The sequence below is a fragment of the Aeromicrobium sp. A1-2 genome (assembly GCF_003443875.1).
Taxonomy (GTDB): domain Bacteria; phylum Actinomycetota; class Actinomycetes; order Propionibacteriales; family Nocardioidaceae; genus Aeromicrobium.
Map to the genome: position 1 here is coordinate 1,241,837 of NZ_CP027482.1, position 16,822 is coordinate 1,258,658.

13 protein-coding genes are annotated in these 16,822 nt (G+C 67.8%); 8 read left to right on the forward strand and 5 right to left on the reverse strand.

All coding sequences use genetic code 11. The features are described 5' to 3' along the window. Nucleotides 1–16: 16 nt before the first annotated feature. From C6I20_RS06060 to C6I20_RS06070, 3 genes are all read left to right on the forward strand, one after another. On the forward strand, nt 17–1,003 hold the full coding sequence (locus tag C6I20_RS06060; RefSeq protein ID WP_162891161.1) for a DUF4192 domain-containing protein: 987 nt from the start codon (nt 17–19) through the stop codon (nt 1,001–1,003). Between the two features lie 9 nt (nt 1,004–1,012). Further along, entirely contained in the window at nt 1,013–2,491 is a 1,479-nt protein-coding gene (locus C6I20_RS06065) for a glutamate-cysteine ligase family protein (protein WP_118395141.1), read from the forward strand. 123 nt (nt 2,492–2,614) lie between these two features. After that, nucleotides 2,615–4,009, forward strand: coding sequence for an RNA polymerase sigma factor (locus C6I20_RS06070; RefSeq protein WP_371682663.1), 1,395 nt, complete (start codon nt 2,615–2,617; stop codon nt 4,007–4,009). Between the two features lie 74 nt (nt 4,010–4,083). Here the strand turns inward: C6I20_RS06070 and C6I20_RS06075 are convergent, their stop codons facing one another. Then, nucleotides 4,084–4,287, reverse strand: a complete 204-nt coding sequence (locus C6I20_RS06075) for a hypothetical protein (protein WP_118395142.1) — start codon at nt 4,285–4,287, stop codon at nt 4,084–4,086. Between the two features lie 199 nt (nt 4,288–4,486). Between C6I20_RS06075 and C6I20_RS06080 the strand changes: the two genes are divergently transcribed. Together C6I20_RS06080 and C6I20_RS06085 are read left to right on the forward strand one after the other, a co-directional pair. Next, a complete protein-coding gene (locus C6I20_RS06080; RefSeq protein ID WP_254052265.1) occupies nt 4,487–6,580 on the forward strand; it encodes a type IIA DNA topoisomerase subunit B in 2,094 nt (697 codons plus the stop codon). A 2-nt stretch (nt 6,581–6,582) separates the two neighbouring features. Beyond that, entirely contained in the window at nt 6,583–6,879 is a 297-nt protein-coding gene (locus C6I20_RS06085) for an MmcQ/YjbR family DNA-binding protein (RefSeq protein WP_118395144.1), read from the forward strand. A gap of 9 nt (nt 6,880–6,888) precedes the next feature. Here C6I20_RS06085 and C6I20_RS06090 read toward each other — a convergent pair whose 3' ends face one another. Genes C6I20_RS06090 through C6I20_RS06105 form a run of 4 tightly spaced genes read right to left on the reverse strand, consistent with a single transcriptional unit; the run spans nt 6,889 to nt 12,353 of the window. Next, nucleotides 6,889–7,383 carry a carbonic anhydrase gene (locus tag C6I20_RS06090; protein ID WP_118395145.1) on the reverse strand — a complete coding sequence of 165 codons (495 nt, stop codon included), beginning with the start codon at nt 7,381–7,383 and terminating at the stop codon, nt 6,889–6,891. Between the two features lie 10 nt (nt 7,384–7,393). Beyond that, a complete protein-coding gene (locus C6I20_RS06095) occupies nt 7,394–9,178 on the reverse strand; it encodes an MFS transporter (protein WP_162891162.1) in 1,785 nt (594 codons plus the stop codon). Next, entirely contained in the window at nt 9,178–9,879 is a 702-nt protein-coding gene (locus tag C6I20_RS06100) for an LppX_LprAFG lipoprotein (protein WP_162891163.1), read from the reverse strand. Before C6I20_RS06100 ends, C6I20_RS06095 begins: the two co-directional genes overlap by 1 nt. A gap of 26 nt (nt 9,880–9,905) precedes the next feature. Then, nucleotides 9,906–12,353, reverse strand: coding sequence for a DNA topoisomerase (ATP-hydrolyzing) subunit A (locus tag C6I20_RS06105; protein ID WP_118395147.1), 2,448 nt, complete (start codon nt 12,351–12,353; stop codon nt 9,906–9,908). Between the two features lie 98 nt (nt 12,354–12,451). On the opposite strand from C6I20_RS06105, the gene C6I20_RS06110 reads away from it, so the two are divergent. The 3 genes from C6I20_RS06110 to C6I20_RS06120 are packed head-to-tail and all read left to right on the forward strand — an operon-like array spanning nt 12,452 to nt 16,811. Continuing rightward, a complete protein-coding gene (locus C6I20_RS06110; protein ID WP_118395148.1) occupies nt 12,452–15,145 on the forward strand; it encodes a bifunctional GNAT family N-acetyltransferase/acetate--CoA ligase family protein in 2,694 nt (897 codons plus the stop codon). Then, entirely contained in the window at nt 15,145–15,711 is a 567-nt protein-coding gene (locus tag C6I20_RS06115; protein ID WP_118395149.1) for a DUF5998 family protein, read from the forward strand. Before C6I20_RS06110 ends, C6I20_RS06115 begins: the two co-directional genes overlap by 1 nt. Beyond that, on the forward strand, nt 15,708–16,811 hold the full coding sequence (locus C6I20_RS06120; protein ID WP_118395150.1) for an alkaline phosphatase family protein: 1,104 nt from the start codon (nt 15,708–15,710) through the stop codon (nt 16,809–16,811). Before C6I20_RS06115 ends, C6I20_RS06120 begins: the two co-directional genes overlap by 4 nt. Nucleotides 16,812–16,822: the final 11 nt, after the last annotated feature.

The window sequence follows — 16,822 nt, forward strand, 5'->3', positions numbered from 1 at the left end:
CGGCCAGCGTGGAGGCATGACACAGACCCCTTCGATCTACACGGCTCACGACATCCCCGACCTGCTGAATGCCCTGCCAACCCTGTTCGGCTTCCGACCGGCGGAGTCGCTCGTCGCCGTGGCAACCCACGGACCGCGGCGCCGATTCGGCTTCCGGCTCCGTGTCGACATCCCGGCCGGCGAGGACGTGCAGACACTCGCACGGGTCGTCGTGGGCCACCTGCGACACCAGGGTGCTGAGGGCGCGATCGTCCTGGCGGTGACCCGACAGCAGGAAGTTGCTCGCGACCTGCTGGCCGCGATCGAGCGCGAGCTCGACCAGATCGACGTCATCGTCTGTGCCCGGGCCGACGGGGAGCGCTACTGGTCCGACGAGCCGGGCTTCCCCGTAGCGGGCATCGCGTACGAGTCGTCGGATCATCACCTTTCGATCGTCCAGGCGGTCGCCGCCGGCCAACAGATCCTGCCGGACCGGGACGCCCTCGTGCAGCGCTATCGCGCCGTCGAGCAGCCCCGCCGAGCGTGGATGGATCGCACGACGGCCGAGGTGCTCGACGAGGTCGTCCGGGTGGTCAGCCGGACCCCGGACGAAGACCTCGCCGAGGTCGGGATGGGGCAGGTTCAGCCCATCCTCGCCCGCGGCCTCGCGGGGGAGCGGCTGACGGACGACGACTTGGCTCGGCTCTCGATCTGGGTCTCGGGAATCGCGGTGCGCGACCAGGTGTGGAGCCAGATCACGACCGAGACGGCCGACGGCATGCTCCGGGTGCTCGCCGAGGTGTCGCGCAGCGTCGTGCCACCGTTCGAGCCGGGAGTGTTGAGCCTCACGGCGTTCGCGGCCTGGCTGACCGGTGACGGCACGCAGTCGCTGATTGCGGTCGAGCGCGCCTTGGCGGCTGATCCGGCGTACTCGATGGCCGGGCTCATGCTGCAGATGCTCGAAGGGGGAGTGCCGCCATCTCAATGGAGCGCAATTCGCGCCGTTGGGCCTGCCTCGGCCTAGGGTGTGTGCATGGGACAGGATGTCGACGCCCGCGAGTTCAGCCGCGAGGACCGCACGCTCTATCGCGCCAAGGTGCGCCGGTGCCTGGATGTCTTCGCCCGGATGCTCAGCGAATACGACCTGTCGTTCGAGCACACGCACGTCGGCATCGAGATCGAGTTCAACCTGGTCGACGACCAGGGCGATCCGGCGCTCAAGAACGCCGAGGCGCTCGAGGCCATCGCGGACGAGGACTTCCAGACCGAGCTCGGTCTGTTCAACATCGAGATCAACGTGCCACCGGCCCGGATCGAGGGCACGGGACTCGACACCCTGCAGGAGTCCCTGCGCGACGATCTGAACGCCGCCCAGAGCAAGGCAGCCGAGGTTGGCGCGCACCTGGTCATGATCGGTATCCTGCCGACGCTGCAGGACGGCCACTTCAGCCGCGACTCGATCTCGGCGAACCCGCGCTACCACCTGTTGTCCGAGCAGATCCTCGCGGCACGCGGCGAGGACATCGAGATCGTGATCGACGGCGTCGACCGGCTCGACACGACAGCCGACACAATCGTCCCCGAGGCCGCCTGCACGAGCACCCAGCTGCACCTACAGGTCGAGCCCGACGAGTTCGCACCCATGTGGAACGCCGCGCAGGCGATCGCCGCAGTCCAGGTGGCGGTCGGGGCCAACTCGCCCTTCCTGCTGGGACGGCAGCTCTGGCACGAGACCAGGATCGCCCTGTTCGAGCAGGCGACCGACACCCGCAGCGAGGAGCTCAAGGCGCAAGGGGTGCGACCCCGCGTGTTCTTCGGCGAGCGGTGGATCACGTCGGTGTTTGACCTGTTCGAGGAGAATGTCCGCTTCTTCCCGGCGCTGCTGCCGATCGTCGACGACGAGGATCCGCTGGTCGAGCTCGAGGCTGGCCGCGTCCCCAACCTGTCCGAGCTCCGGCTCCACAACGGCACGGTCTACCGGTGGAACCGGCCGATCTACGACGTCGCCGAGGGGCGCCCGCACCTGCGGATCGAGAACCGGCTGCTGCCCGCCGGGCCGACGGTCGTCGACACGATGGCCAATGCGGCGCTGTTCTACGGCCTGGTCAAGGTCCTGGGCTCGAGCGATCGTCCGGTGTGGTCGCAGCTCTCGTTCCGCGCGGCCGAGGACAACTTCCATCAGGCCGCCCGGTCCGGCATCGACACCGACATCTACTGGCCGTCCGTCGGCACGGTCTCGGTGCGCGAGCTCGTGCTGCGCCAGCTCCTGCCGCTGGCGCATGCCGGCCTCGAGGAGATGGGCGTCGACACCGCGGTCCGTGACCGCCTCCTCGGCATCATCGAGCAGCGCTGCATCGCCGGACGCAATGGTGCGACCTGGCTGATCGGTGAGCTCGGGCACCAGCTGGGCGTGACGAACGACCGAACGGCTGCGATGCGCGCGACCACGCAGGCGTACGAGGAGCACATGCACGGTGGTGAACCGGTCCACACCTGGCCGATCCGCTCCTGAGAGGATGCCGACACGGGCCTGAGAAGACCCTGAATGGAACGCCTTGGCGTGGCGTGGCACACTTGAGCCAGAGGTTGACCACAGGCCTCATTGTTGCGCCCATCTACCGTTTGCGAGGTTGACGTGCCGGTGAATCCCGCATCTGCGAACCCCCTCAAGGCAGTCACAAAGGTCTTGGCGGCAGCAACAAAGGATGATCCTGCAGCACCCAGCAAGGCTTCGGCCGCCAAGGCCAGCACACCGTCCAGTTCCCCGGCGAAGACAGAAGCGACAGTGACCAACACCGCATCAGGCACGACCAAGAAGACCCCCGCCAAGAAGGCTCCGGCTGCGAAGAAGGCCCCGGCCAAGAAGGCAGCGCCCAAGAAGGGCGCTGAGAGCCAGGAGGGGTCGAACATCCCAGCGAACATCGACATCGCCAAGGTCCTTGAGGTCCCGGCCGTGCAGGTCGACGCGCAGGGCAAGAAGACCCTTCCGGACATTCCCGACGAGGAGTTCGAGAAGGACCTGGCGACGGACCCGACGCTCAAGGAGGACGAGAAGTCGTCCTACACGATCTCGGCGGCCGACGAGAGCGACGAGCCGGTCCAGCAGGTCATGGTGGCGGGCGCCACCGCCGACCCGGTCAAGGACTACCTCAAGCAGATCGGCAAGGTCTCGCTGCTGACCGCCGGTCAGGAGGTCGAGCTGGCCAAGCGCATCGAGGCCGGGCTGTTTGCCGAGGAGAAGCTCGCCAAGGGCGGTCGTATCTCGCCGAAGATGCTCGAAGAGCTCGAGTGGATCACGGTCGACGGCCGTCGGGCCAAGAACCACCTGCTCGAGGCCAACCTGCGCCTCGTGGTCTCGCTGGCCAAGCGCTACACGGGTCGCGGCATGTTGTTCCTGGACCTGATCCAGGAGGGCAACCTCGGTCTGATCCGCGCGGTCGAGAAGTTCGACTACACCAAGGGCTTCAAGTTCTCGACCTACGCGACGTGGTGGATCCGCCAGGCGATCACCCGTGCGATGGCCGACCAGGCCCGCACGATCCGCATCCCGGTCCACATGGTCGAGGTCATCAACAAGCTGGCCCGCGTGCAGCGCCAGATGCTGCAGGACCTGGGCCGCGAGCCCACGCCCGAAGAGCTCGCGATCGAGCTCGACATGACTCCGGAAAAGGTCGTCGAGGTCCAGAAGTACGGCCGCGAGCCGATCAGCCTGCACACGCCCCTGGGCGAGGACGGCGACTCCGAGTTCGGCGACCTGATCGAGGACTCGGAGGCCATCGTCCCGGCCGACGCGGTCTCCTTCACACTCCTGCAGGAGCAGCTTCACGCGGTGCTCGACACACTCTCCGAGCGTGAGTCCGGCGTCGTCTCGATGCGTTTTGGCCTGACCGATGGACAGCCCAAGACGCTTGACGAGATCGGCAAGGTCTACGGCGTCACGCGCGAGCGGATCCGTCAGATCGAGTCCAAGACCATGAGCAAGCTGCGGCACCCGTCGCGCTCGCAGGTTCTGCGCGACTACCTCGACTGAGGATCACGACCAGATACGAAAGAGCCGGCCAGATGATCTGGCCGGCTCTTTCGTTGTTGTGGTGCGGGTAGGCCTCAGACCTCGTCGTCGATGAGCGGCGAGCTGGGCTTGGCCAGTCGCTCGCTCTCGTCGTGGATCGAGGCGGACATCTCGCGGAGCTTGTCCTCGTGCTGCCGTGCGTGGTGAGCGCAGAACATCAGCTCACCACCGCCGCCGAGCGTCACGCGTACGTATGCCTGGGCGCCGCAACGGTCGCAGCGGTCGAGGGAGCTCAGCATGGGGGCTGTCAGTGTTGTCACGGTGACCTTCTCTCTGAGCGTTCGGCGGATCTGTTGTGGTCAACATCCAATCACGAGGCGGTATTCCTCGTAGCCGTTCGTGACCTACGACATACATACTCCCCGACCGACACAAATGGACGCAGGCGCGCGGCGGGCCGCGTGTCACGAGGAGAGCGCTCGGCTTCTCTCGATAGTCTTGGCGGAGGCCGAACAGCTCGAAAGGCACCTCATCATCGACAGCACGTACGACGCCCGCAACCTCCTGGTCCTCGAAGGACTCGAGGCCGTTCGCAAGCGACCCGGGATGTATGTCGGCTCGACCGACACCCGCGGTCTGATGCACTGCCTGTGGGAGATCATCGACAACTCGGTCGACGAGGCGCTCTCGGGCTACGGCACCCACATCAGGGTGGCCCTCAATGACGACGGCTCGGTCGAGGTGCAGGACGACGGCCGCGGCGTCCCGGTCGACATCGAGAAGAAGACCGGTCTGACCGGCGTCGAGGTCGTCTACACCAAGCTGCATGCCGGCGGTAAGTTCGGCGGCGGCTCCTATGTGGCGACCGGCGGCCTGCATGGTGTCGGCGCTTCGGTCGTCAACGCCCTGTCGGCACGGCTCGACGTTGAGGTCGACAAGGGCGGCGCGACGTGGGCCATGTCGTTCCGTCGGGGGGAGCCCGGCGTGTTCGCCGACGATCGGCCCGAGTCGGACTTCACCCCGACCAACGAGCTGCGCAAGATCGGCAAGGTTCCCAAGGCCAGGACCGGCACCCGGGTTCGCTACTGGGCGGATCCGCAGATCTTCATCAAGGGTGCCCGCTTCGCCTACGAGGAGCTCGTGGCCCGGGCCCGGCAGACCTCGTTCCTGGTGCCGGGCCTCGAGATCGTGATCAGCGATCGCCGCGGAGACGAGCCGCACGAGGAGAAGTTCCGGCACGACGGCGGCATCACCGAGTTCTGCGAGTTCCTGGCTCCCGATGCACCCGTCACGGATGTGCTGCGGCTGCAGGGCGAGGACGTGTTCACCGAGACCGTGCCGCTGCTGGACGACAAGGGGCACATGACCCCGCAGGACATCGAACGCACGCTCGGGGTCGACGTCGCGCTGCGCTGGGGCACCGACTACGGCACCGAGGTGCAGTCATTCGTCAACATCATCGCCACGCCCAAGGGCGGCACCCACCTGGGTGGCTTCGAGCGGGGCGTGACCAAGACCTTCAACGACGTCCTCAGGAACACCAGGCTGCTCAAGGCGGGTGATCCGGACATCATCAAGGACGACATCCTCGAGGGCATGACCGCGGTGGTGACCGTCCGCCTGGCCGAGCCGCAGTTCGAGGGTCAGACCAAGGAGGTCCTCGGCACGCCGGCGGTGACCAAGATCGTCAACCAGGTTGTCAGTCGCGAGCTCAAGGCGTTCCTGACCTCCACCAAGACCGCTCACAAGGCCAAGGCGCGCCAGGTCATGGAAAAGGTCGTCGGCGCGTCCCGTACGCGCCTGATGGCCCGTCAGCAGCGTGACACCCAGCGCCGCAAGAACGCGCTCGAGTCCAGCGCTCTGCCGGCCAAGCTCGCCGACTGCCGCAGCAACGACGTCGAACGCTCCGAGCTGTTCATCGTCGAGGGCGACTCGGCGCTCGGCACCGCCAAATCGGCCCGAGATTCCGAGTTCCAGGCCCTGCTGCCGATTCGCGGCAAGATCCTCAACGTGCAAAAGGCCAGCATCGGCGACATGCTCAAGAATGCCGAGTGCTCCTCGATCATCCAGGTCGTCGGGGCCGGTTCGGGCCGGACGTTCGACGTCGACGCGGCCCGCTATGGCCGGATCATCTTCATGGCTGACGCCGACTCGGACGGAGCGCACATCCGTTGCCTGCTGGCGACGTTGTTCTTCCGCTACATGCGCGAGCTGGTCGACGCCGGACGTGTCTACACCGCGGTGCCGCCGCTGCACCGGGTTGAACTGTCCAACCCCAAGAAGGGGCAGGACAAGTACGTCTACACGTACTCCGACGCCGAGCTGCAGCGCAAGCTCGCCGAGCTGCAGCGCAAGAACATCAAGTGGAAGGACCCGGTCCAGCGCTACAAGGGACTGGGCGAGATGGACGCCGGTCAGCTGGCCGAGACCACGATGGACCCACGGCACCGCACGTTGCGCCGGCTCACGGTCGACGACGGTGAGGAGGCCTCGTCGGTCTTTGAGCTGTTGATGGGCAATGACGTTCCGCCGCGCAAGGAGTTCATCGTGCAGGGCGCCTACGAGATCGACGCGGACAAGATCGACGCCTGAGCATGGACCCGGAGCAGGCTCGGACGATCGCGCTGGCGTTGGCTGGTGCGACCGAGCGGGACCATCACGGCTTCCCCTCCTTCCGGGCCCGGACGATCTTCGCGACGATGCCTGACCCCCGGACGCTGCGGATCATGCTGCCGGAGCCGAGCATCCGCGAGGCGGTCGCCGAGTTTCCGGCGTGGGCCTCGGTCGCGATGTGGGGCAAGCAGGTGGCAGCCATCGCCGTCGACCTGCCGAGCGCCGATGCGCGGGTCGTGGCCGAGTGGCTCGACGAGGCGCACCGGCACCACGGCTGACGGGGACGATCAGTCGACGCGGTTGAGCAGGCCCGTGTCGACGTCGTAGAGGAATCCGCCGACCAGGATGTCGTCGCCGATCAGTGGGTGGCTGCGGACCCGCAGCACATCAGCACGGACCGTGCTCCTCTGGTCGACGATTGCGCCCAGCGTCATCCACGAGGCGTCGGCGCCGGCGCTCGCTCCGATCTGCTTCTTGAGCTCGTCCTCGGTGGAGGTGGCCATGGCGCACCGGGTGTGCTCGACGACCAGGATGCGGTTGACCTTGAGCAGGTTGACGCCCAGCACGAGCGCGACGAGTGCCTGGTCGGTGACACGTCCGCCGGGATTGCGCATGATCTTGGCGTCGCCGGGCTCGAGCCCGATCATCTTGAGCGGGTCGATCCGCGAGTCCATGCAGGTCACCATGGCAATGCCGGCATGGGCGATGCCATCGAAACCGGACAAGCCGAAGTCGGCGGAATAGTCACTGTTGGCGGCCAGCAGGTCGTCGAATTCGGGCATGGGGCCGATACTAGCCAGCCTCCGCTCGGTCTCCGTCGGCGGTTGGGTACGACCTGCTGCCGGTGGCCGGTTCACGCAGCAGCACGGCTGCGAGCACCGCTGCGATCAGTGCGCAGACCGCCGCACCGACGAACACGGTGTGCAGCTGGGTGATGCCCGCGTCGCGGACCGCATCCTTGTACGCCTGACAGAGCGTCGACTCCCCGTTGCACAGCGTCGCTGCCGGAGGGATCTTGTCCGACGCGGTGTAGAACGCCCGCAGGCCGATCGTGGTCAGGGCCGAGATGCCCAACAGCATGCCGACCATGCGCGCGACGATCAGCAGGGCCGAGGTGACGCCGTGCACGGCGTCAGCGGTGTGGGCAAGCAGGGCAGCGTTGACCGGTGCGATCGCCAACCCGAAACCCAGACCGCCCAGGATCAGGGAGAGAGTCTCGGTCTGGTTGTCGAGGGACTGCGCGTCCCACGTCGACATGTGCCAGAACGCGACCGCACTCATCAGCATCGCGACGCTGGTCAGCGCTGACGCCGGCACCCTGCGCAGGAGCCAGCCACCGAGCAAGGCCCCGATCGGCAGCGCGACCAGGAAGCGGACGAGCACGAGTGCCGCGTCGAGCTGGGAGTCGCGATGCACGGTCAGACGGGCGAAGAACGGGATGTCGACCAAAGCCGCGATGAGTGAGGCGCCGACGAAGAACGACACAATCAGGGCGCCCCACGCGGGACGGGCCGACAGCGCGCCGCGCGGGATCAGGGGGCGGGCGGCGCGACGCTGCCGGACCGTGAATCCCGCGAAGGCGGCGATGGCGATCGGGACCAGCCACGGCGCCTGCTCCGAGACCGCGCCCTGCTCAGGCTGGGCGGAGGCGAAGGTGACGATGACGGCGCCCAGGCCCGCGGTCAGCAGCAGGGCGCCCCAGATGTCGGTCTCCCGGGCGAGGGCCGGCCAATCCCGCCAGCCGACGAGCGGCCGGGGGGCAGTGACCTGGCGAGCGAGGAACAGCACCAGGAACAGGGCCGTTGCCAGCGCGAGCGGGGACAGCCAACGAGATTCGCCGGTGACCGGCAGGTAGGCGCGACCGAGCTGGACGTCCTGCACCAGCGCGGTGGGTGCCGCCATCACGAGGGTCAGCCCGGTGAGGGTCAGGACCGCCAGCGCGGCACCGGAGGTGTCGAAGCGGCCGGCCCGGGCCGGCTCGACGGACTGCGCCTGGACGGCGTCACGTTGCGCGAACATCGCCGCGGTCAGGACAAGACCGATCGAGCAGTTGAGCCAGAAGATCAGGCGCCAGTCGCCGAACGCCAGCACCGCGGCACCGTAGAGCGGGCCCAGAACGCTGCCCAGCTCCTGGACGGCGCCGACGATGCCGAGCGGGAGCCCGCGCTTCTTGGGCGGCCACAGGTCCGCAACCAGGGCCAGGGTCGGCGGGATGAGCCCTCCGCCGCCGATGCCCTGCACCAGCCGTCCGAGCACGACGGTCTCGAGGTTGTACGCCGCTGCCGTGACCAGTGAGCCGATCGCGAACACGATGAGTGAGCCGAGCAACACCGGCACTCGGCCCCGCAGGTCGGAGATCCGGCCGATCAGGGGCAGGACCCCGACATAGCCGAGCAGAAATCCCGACACGATCGGGGCGGCTCGCTGGAGCTCGTCGAGCTCCAGCCCGGTCGAGGTCATCATGTCCGGCAACGCGAGCACCACGACGTACGTGTCTGCGGCGGCGAACGAGATCGCGACGGCTGCCAGGCCGAGCAGGATCTTGGACGCCGGGCTGATCGCCTCCCGGGTGGCCATCAGCGGCGTGCGGGCTTCTCGATCGTGACGGGTGTGTCGGAGGTGGTGAGCTTGACGGTGTACGTGACGTCTCCACCCTCGGGATAGAACGGCCCCTTGAGGGTCGCGTCGCGCAGGACGTCGTCGTCATCGAGCCGGTAGGAGACCGTGAACGTCTTGTCGGCCGCGGCGGACGGGATGATGTCGCGCACCAGGCTGCCGGGCAACGTACCCGTGATCGTCGTCAGGACGTCCTTGCCGTCGCGTGACTTGTCGCCCTGGGCGAGCTTTTCGGTCTTGGCGAGGATCTGGGTGATCCCGGTGTCCCGGGCCAGCAGGGATGCCGGATCAGGTGCCTTGAGCGTCGCCGGATCGATCGACAGGAAGACCGGTGCGAAGCTGGTCTTGGCAAAGACCTGCCCGCCGACCGCGATGACTTCGGCGCCGAGGCTCGTGCCCCCGGTCAGGACCGTGACCTTGCCGTCGAACGCGGGGGAGTGGTTTCCCTGGCCCTTGGCGGACAACAGGCCTGTGACGCCCGAGGGGAGACCCTTGGTCACCAACGAGATCGTGATCGTCTCGGCGTCGTCGATGGTCTTCTTGGCGGCCGTGAGCCGAGCCTGCAGCGCGGCGGGGTCGACCGTGTCGTCCGAGGAGCCGGAGCAACCGCCCAGGACCAGGGCCGCGGCGATCAGGGGAAGGATCAGGTGTCGGATACGCACGGAATCAGTCTCGCACGATTGTTGTCTCAGTCTTGGTTGGTTCCGGCCGGACCGGACACCGCGAGGATCGGCTGCGCAGCAGGGACACCGGAGCCGTCCCGACGGTCGGTCGGCTCGGGCAGGTCCACCGGCGATCCGCTCGTCGCGCAGGCCATCGGCCGCCCGTCGCCCACCCAGGCCAGCAGGAGGGCATCCTCGCCCTTGAGCAGGCGCTGGCAGCGGACGCCACCCGTCGCGCGACCCTTGGCCGGGTAGATCGCGAGTGGGCTGACCTTGACCGCACCGTTCTGGGTGCCGGGCAGGGCGTCGCCCGATCCCGCGATCGTCACGATGTGGGCGGTCTGGATGTCGCGCACGGCGCCGAAGGACACCGCCCGCTCGCCTGCCGCCACCTTGATGCCCGCGACACCACCGCCGGATCGACCCTGCGGGCGCACCAACGATGCCGCAAAGTGCAGGAGCTGCGCGTCCGACGTGACGAAGGCGAGTTCCTCGTCGCCCGATGTGAGCTCGACCGCGCCGACCAGGACATCGCCCTCGTCGAGCGAGATGATGTCCCAGGAGTCGCGGGAGAGCAGCTCGGGTTTGACCCGCTTGACGACCCCCGCACGGGTGCCGAGCGCGAGGCCGGGACCTGCGTCTCCGAGGCCAGTCAGAGCCAGCGCTGTGCCCTCCAGGCCGGGGATCTCGCGCAACGGCACGCCGCCCTGCAGGTTGGGGGACTGTGCCGTGGGCGGCAACGCCGGCAGCTCGAGGACCGAGACACGCTGGATGCGCCCGTCAGCCGTCACGACGCCGATGTCACCGCGTGCCGTCGTGCGGACGACCGACACGATCGTGTCGTGCTTGACCCGTTGGTCGACTTCGCCGAGCGGTGAGTCGTCGGAGGTGCGTGCCAGCAGGCCGGTGGCGGAGAGCAACGCCCAGCAGGGGTCGTCGGCAATCTCGAGCGGCGACGCGGCAGTGGCGGTCTGTCCGGAGGACTCCAGCAGCACGGTCCGCCGCGGGGTGCCGAAGGTCTGGGACATGACGTTGAGCTCGTCACCGACGACCTTGCGGAGCAGCTGGTCGTCCGCGAGGATCGCGTCCAGCCCCTCGATCAGCTCGCGGAGCTCGGCGATCTCCTTCTCGACCTCGATCCGGTCGTACTTCGTCAACCGGCCCAGGGTCAGGTCCAGGATGTAGGTCGCCTGGATGTCCGACAGATCGAAGACCGTCATGAGACGTTCCTTGGCAGCGCTGCGGTTGTCGCTGGCCCGGATGAGCTGGATGACCTCGTCGATGTCGACCAGGGCCAGCATCAGGCCGTCGAGCAGGTGCAGGCGGTCGGCGGCCTTGCCACGGCGGAACTGGGTGCGCCGCTTGACCACCTCGAGCCGGTGCCCGAGATAGACCTCGAGCAGCTCCTTGAGGCCCAGGGTGCGTGGCTGGCCGTCGACCAGCGCGACCGCGTTGATGCCGAACGACGTCTCCATCGGTGTGCTCTTGTAGAGCTGCTCGAGGATCGTCTCGGGAATGAAGCCGTTCTTGATCTCGATGACCAGGTTGAGGCCCTTGTGCCGGTCAGTGAGGTTCTTGATGTCGGAGATGCCCTGCAGCTTCTTGGCCTGCACGAGCTTCTTGATCGCCTCGATGACCTTCTCGGGACCGACGTTGTACGGCAGCTCCGTCACGACGATGCCCTTGCGGCGGGGCGTGACGCTCTCGATGCGCGCCGACGCTCGCATGCGGAACGAGCCGTTGCCCGTGGCGTACGCGTCGCGGATGCCCTCGAGCCCGACGATCTTGCCGCCGGTGGGCAGATCTGGGCCCGGAATGAACCGCATGAGGTCGTCGAGATCGGCCTTCGGCTTGGCGATCAGGTGACGCAGGGCCTGGACGACCTCGATGAGGTTGTGTGGGGCGATGTTGGTCGCCATGCCCACGGCAATGCCGCTGGCGCCGTTGACCAGCAGGTTGGGGAGTGCGGCGGGCAGCACGACGGGCTCTGTCTCGCGACCGTCGTAGTTGGGGCGGAAGTCGACGGTGTCCTCGTTGATCGAGGCAGTCATGGCCTCCGCGGCACCGTGCATGCGGACCTCGGTGTAACGCATTGCGGCCGGGGGATCGTCCTGCGAGCCGAAGTTGCCGTGACCATCGGCGAGCGGCAGACGCAGGGACCAGGGCTGGATCAGCCGGACCAGCGCGTCGTAGATCGAGCTGTCGCCGTGGGGGTGCAGCCGACCCATGACCTCACCGACGACGCGGGCGCTCTTGACGTGCCCACGATCGGGACGCAGGTTGAGGTCGTCCATCGTGTAGAGGATGCGGCGCTGCACGGGCTTGAGCCCGTCGCGGGCATCGGGAAGTGCGCGCGCGTAGATGACCGAGTAGGCGTACTCGAGAAAGCTCGAACGCATCTCGTCGCTCACGTCGGTATCGACGATGTGCTCCTCGAAATCCTCTTCGGGAGCCTGCTTGCTGCTGCGGGCCATGCATCCTCTCCTGATCTGCGGGTCGTGCGGGTCCATTCTCCCGGTCTGACCTGCGGTCTTCCCGCGCCACGCCGTGGACCACCCGATAGGTTGGTGACGTGACGAGTGAAGTGCATCCGGTCCAGCACTGGGAGGCCGATGTCCTGCTCAAGGACGGCGGCGTCGCCCAGCTCCGACCAATTCTCGCCAAGGACGCCGAACGGCTCGTCGAGTTCTACTCCCGAGTCTCGGAGCAGTCCAAGTACTTCCGCTTCTTCGCGCCCTACCCGACGCTCTCGGACAAGGATGTCACGAGGTTCACGACCGTCGATCACGATCGACGGGTCGCTTTCGTCGTGACGCTGCACTCGACGATCATCGGGGTCGGCCGGTACGACGCCGTGACCGACGACGAGGCCGAGGTCGCCTTCCTCGTGGAGGACGCCCAACAAGGCCGGGGCGTGGGCCAGCTGCTCCTGGAGCACCTCGCCCAGGCCGGCCGCGAGCGCGGCATCCGGACCTTCGTCGCTGACGTTCTGCCGTCCAACATGCGAATGCAGCAGATCTTCCGCGAGATGGGCTATCAGGTCGACGGCATGATCGACGGTGGCGTCACCCGGTTGACCTTCCGCATCGAGCCGACCGACCTCGCCGTCGGTGTCATGCGAGCGCGCGAGCAGCGTGCCGAGGCCGCGTCGATCGAGCGCATCTTCCGCGCCCGCAGCATCGCGGTCATCGGCGCCAGCCGCCGACAGAACTCGATCGGCCAGGCCATGGTCCGCAACCTTGTCCTGGGGGACTTCAGCGGCAGTGTCTATGCCGTCAACTCCCAGGCCGAGGCCGTGTCGGGTCTGCCGGCGTACAAGACCGTGCAGGACATCCCCGGTGAGGTCGACGTCGCGATCGTGGCGGTGCCGGCCGACTCGGTCAACGACGTCGTCCTCGACTGCGCGGCCAAGGGCGTGCACGGTCTGATTGTGATCTCGGCCGGATTCGCCGAGGAGGGCACTGAGGGCCGCCAGCGCCAACGCGCTCTGCTGGGCCTCAGCCGGTCCTACGGTCTGCGGCTGATCGGTCCCAACTGTCTCGGCATCATCAATACCGCCCCGGATCTGCAGCTCAACGCCTCGCTGTCACCCGCGATGCCCCCGCAGGGGCGGGTGGGATTCTTCTGCCAGTCCGGCGCCCTTGGCACTGCGATCCTGGAGTCGGTGTCACGGCGAGGCCTGGGCCTCTCGACTTTCGTCTCGGCCGGCAACCGCGCCGATGTGTCCGGCAACGACCTGCTCCAGTACTGGCAGGAGGACGACTCGACCGAGGTCATCCTGCTCTACCTGGAGTCGATCGGTAACCCGCGCAAGTTCTCCCGCATCGCCCGTCGGGTGTCCCGCACCAAGCCGATCGTCGCGGTCAAGTCCGGGCGCTCGACGCAGGGCGTCCCGGTCGGCCACACCGTCAAGCGCACCTCGGCGCCCCAGTCGGCCGTCGACGCGATGTTCCGGCAGGCCGGGGTGATCCAGGTCGACACGTTGGACGAGATGTTCGACGTCGCGCAGCTGCTGGCCCACCAGCCGTTGCCGCGCGGCAACCGTGTCTCGATCGTGGGCAACTCCGACGCCGTGGCGCTGATCGTCGCCGATGCGGCCTCGGCGGCCGGTCTGCAGGTCAACGAGCCGGTCTCGTTGGGCGCCGATGCCAACGCCGACGACTTCGAGGCCGCGATCGAGACCGCGATCGCCAGTCCCGACACCGATGCGCTCGTCGCGGTCTACATCCCGCCGCTCAACACCAGCGGTGAGGAGGTCGCCAACGTCCTCGCGGCAGTCGGGGAGCAGTCGGACAAGCCGATCGTCTCGACCTTCCTGGGCAGCGAGGGCGTCCCGGTCCTCCTGCGGGTGCCCGACCTCCTGGGCGGCTCCGCCGGCCGTGGTTCTGTACCGTCCTACGCGGCTCCGGAGTCGGCCGTGCGCGCCCTGGCCCGGGTCGTCAACTATGCCGAGTGGGCCGCTCGTGACCACGGCGAGTTCCACATCGCCCTGGACCACCGCACGGGCGACGCGCGTGCATTGGTCCGCCAGGTGCTCCTCGCGGCGCCTCGCGGTGCGATCCTGTCGACCGAGCAGGTGCATGCGCTCCTGGCTTGCTACGGCATCGACCTGTGGACCTGGATCAATGTCCACGACAGGGACGAGGCGATCGCGGCCGGGGAGAAGCTCGGCGGCGACGTTGTGCTCAAGGCCGGCAGTGAGCACCTGCGCAGCCGACCCGACCTGGCCCATGTGTGGCGCAACATCCGCGGAGCCGAGGAGATGGGCCGCGCGTGGGACGAGCTGACGAGCTGGACCGGCATGCGCAAGGACACCAAGTTCTTCGTCCAGCGCGCCGCCGCCGACGGCATCCACGTGTCGTTCAGCGTCACGGAGGACCCGTTGTTCGGCCCGCTCGTCTCGTTCGGCCTCGCCGGAGCACCGAGCGAGCTCCTGGGCGACCGTTCGTACGGCATCCCTCCGCTGACCGACCTCGATGCCGAGTCGATGATCCGCAACCTGCGCTCGGCGCCGTTGCTGTACGGCTATCGCGGTTCCGACGCGGTCGACGTCGATGTCCTGCAGGACATCATTGTGCGGCTGGCCGCGATGAAGGACGACCTGCCAGAGATCGCCGAGCTCGACCTCGAGCCAGTGCTCGTGCACGGCAAGGGATACACCGCGTTGAGCGCTCGTGCCAAGGTCATCCCGTCGGCGGATCGGCGTGGCGAGTGGTACGTCCGACGCCTGAGTCAGCCCGACTCGATGGGGGATACGCTGGCGTGATGACCACTGACGACACGAAGGCGCTGTTCGACGAGGTCTCCACCAGCGGCTACTACCCCGAGATCGTTGCCGAGGGTCTCAGCGACGCGTTGGCCGGGGAGCCGGTCGCGGCCTATGTCCTGCACCACGAGCCAACCTTTGACCACGACGAGATCCGCCGGCACATGACGGTGCTGGCCCTGACCCCGAGCAGGCTGGTGCTGGTCCACACCGACGAGCACCCCGGCGACGATCTGCTGCCCAAGCCGTACACCTCGACGACGTCGGAGGCGGTTGCGCTAGCGCAGGTGCGCTCGGTCGTCGTGACCCGCATGGTGACCTCGAAGTCCAAGCAGCTAGAGGAAGCCTTGATGACGGTCGGCTGGGGCGCGGTGTCGCGAGTTGACCTCGAGCCCGCTCGCTGCGCAGATCCAGAGTGCGACGCCGATCACGGCTATACGGGCTCCTTGACCGGCGACGACTTCTCGCTGCGTCTGGCTGCTGCTGCCGACGGTGGCACGGCGGTGGAGCGTCTGCTCGGCTTCGCCCGCACCCTCTCGGCTGCAACCGCCGGCCGCACCGCATGACCCTGGCCGGACTGGGCGGTCGCGCGACGATCGACCAGATCATGCCGTCGGTTGCGGCCGCGCTGGGGGCCCCCGGTTTCGCCAACAGCCTGGGCCTGCCCGAAGCGCCGCGCTACGTGGTGTTCCTGGTCGACGGACTGGGCCTGGACCTGCTGCGCGAGCACGCCGATGCCGCGCCGTTCCTGTCCTCGCTGCTGAACGTCGACGACGTGGTCTGCGGCGTGCCCTCGACGACCGCCACGAGTCTGACCTCGCTCGGCACCGGTGTCCAGGCCGGCTCGCACGGCATCGTCGGCTACACCTCCCGGGTTCCCGGGAGCGGGCAGCGGCTCAACTCCCTGAAGTGGGACCAGCCGATCGACCCGGTGATCTGGCAACCGCACCCCACCGTGCTGGAGCAGCTCCAGGCTGCCGGTGTCGCAGCTTCGTCGGTCAACGACGCGAAGTTCGTCGGGACGGGTCTGACGCTGTGCAGTCAGCGGGGGGTGCCGTTCCACGGCATCAACTCGGTCTGGGAGCGCCTCGACGTCGTCCTGGATGTCATCGAGTCGGCGCCCCGGTCCGTGACTTACGCCTATGAGTCACGCCTGGACCACACAGGCCACGGCAAGGGCTGCACATCACCGGAGTGGCGGGAGATGCTCACGACGATCGACGCAGAGCTCGCAGACCTGCGCGAGGAGCTGCCGCGCGACGCGGTCCTGCTGGTGACTGCCGACCACGGCATGATCGACCTGCCGATGGCGGACAGGTTCGACGTCGACTCGCTCCCGCAGCTGCTGGACGATGTGACGCTGCTGGCCGGTGAAGCCAGGTTCCGTCACCTTTACACTCGGGCCGGCGCCTCCGCCGACGTCGCGGCACGCTGGCAGGCCGAGCTCGGCGAGCGTGCCATCGTCCGGACCCAGGATGGCCTCGAGGATTGGTTCGGGCCGATCGCGCCGGACGTCCGCGGCCGCATTGGTGATGTCGTCGTGGCATCGCTCGGCGACTTCGCGGTGTTCTCGTCCCGTGAGTTCGGCATCGAGCTCAAGATGACCGGCTTCCACGGCTCGGTCACCGAGGCCGAGCTGCGCATCCCGGTCCTCGTCGCACCCTAGGCCGCCAAGCC